The following is a 1,785-nucleotide window of genomic DNA, read 5'->3' on the forward strand; positions in this document are numbered from 1 at the left end:
GGTTCTGGTCTGTGCCCCCCTGATGGCCTGGGGGGGGGGGGTTTACTAACCCCCGCCCGCCCCGGGACCCCCCACTTCCAGGATGAGATCCCTGATCACCCGAACCCCGATCACATCCCCCGCGCGCGGCCCCCCGCCGTGCGGCGATATCGCCTACCCACTTTCCGGAGTCCTCCATGCTGCTCGCGGCCGCTCCCGCTGCCGAGACCCCACCCCACACCGGTGGTCTGCTCGCGATCATCCCCGGCACCGCCGGTCTGCTGACCGTCGCCGTCCTGGGCATCGCCCTTCTGCTCTACCTGATCATCAAGGTCAGGCTCCAGCCCTTCATCGCGCTGCTCGGCGTCTCCATAGCCGTCGGCCTGGCCGCCGGGCTCTCGGTCACCGAACTCTTCGGCACGGTCCAGAAGTCCGACGCGGTCTCGCTCATCGAAACCGGCATGGGCGGCATCCTCGGCCACGTCGCCATCATCATGGGCCTGGGCACCATGCTCGGCGCGATCCTGGAGGTCTCCGGCGGTGCCGAGGCGCTCAGTTCTCGTCTGCTCGGCCTCTTCGGGGAGAAGCGCGCCCCGCTCGCCATGGGCCTCACCGGCCTCATCTTCGGCATACCGGTCTTCTTCGACGTCGGCATCTTCGTCCTCGCGCCGATCGTCTACGCGGCCACCAAGCGCAGCGGCAAGTCGATCGTGCTCTACGCGATGCCGCTGCTGGCCGGGCTGTCCATGACCCACGCCTTCCTGCCGCCGCACCCCGGCCCGGTCGCCGCCGCCGGACTGCTCCATGTCGACCTGGGCTGGGTCATCCTGATGGGCGTCCTCGTCGGCATCCCGTCCGTGCTCGCCGCGTGGGCGTACGCCGCCTGGATCGGCAACCGCCTCTTCGTCCCCGTACCGCAGGACATGCTCGAGGCGGCGGAGGAGGCCCGGGAGGCGGTCGAGGCCGAGCAGCGCGCCGCCGGCAGGCAGCCCACGGAGCAGCCGGTGTCGGTGGGCACGGTCCTCGCCATCATCGGTACGCCGCTGATCCTCATCCTCTGCGCGACCTTCTCCTCGATCGCGCTGGACCCGAGCACCGGCCGCTCGGTCATCGAGTTCTTCGGCCACCCCTTCGTGGCGCTGACGATCGCCCTGCTGCTGGCGTACTACCTGCTGGGCATCCGGCGCGGGTGGTCCCGCAAGTCGTTGGAGACCGTCTCCACCACCTCCCTCAAGCCCGTCGGCAACCTCCTGCTGATCGTCGGCGCGGGCGGCGTCTTCGGCGCCGTCCTCAAGGGCAGCGGTGTCGCCCAGGCCCTCGCGGACGCCTTCGACAGCGCGGGCCTGCCGGTCATCCTGCTGTCGTACCTGATCTCCGTGGTGCTGCGGGTCGCCCAGGGCTCGGCGACCGTCGCCATCGTCACCACCACGGGGATCGTCTCCCCGATGCTGGCTTCGGGTGACTACTCACAGGCCCATCTGGCACTGGTCATCATGGCGATCTCGGCGGGCTCGATCTTCGCCTCGCACCTCAACGACGGCGGGTTCTGGATGGTCGCGAAGTACTTCGGGATCTCCGAGCGGGACACGCTCAAGTCGTGGACGGTGCTGGAGTCCGTGCTGTCGGTGGCGGGCTTCGCGGTGGCGGGCCTGCTGAGCCTGGTGATCTAGCGCCGGGGGCTTGCCCCGGGCGCTACGCCCCGGGGCTACCCCCTGCCCCCGGACGGGCGGCCGACCTGCTGGGCATCCGGCGCGGGTGGTCCCGCAAGTCGTTGGAGACCGTCTCCACCACCTCCCTCAAGCCCGT

The 1,785-nt window shown here is 70.1% G+C and carries 1 protein-coding gene; it reads left to right on the forward strand.

Translation table 11 applies throughout. From position 1 onward, the window contains the following. Positions 1-176: 176 nt before the first annotated feature. Positions 177-1,649: a GntP family permease gene (locus tag ACFV9T_RS41690; protein WP_385448872.1), complete on the forward strand. Its 1,473-nt coding sequence runs from the start codon at positions 177-179 to the stop codon at positions 1,647-1,649. Positions 1,650-1,785: the final 136 nt, after the last annotated feature.

The organism is Streptomyces sp. NPDC059850, assembly GCF_042731515.1.
Taxonomy (GTDB): domain Bacteria; phylum Actinomycetota; class Actinomycetes; order Streptomycetales; family Streptomycetaceae; genus Streptomyces.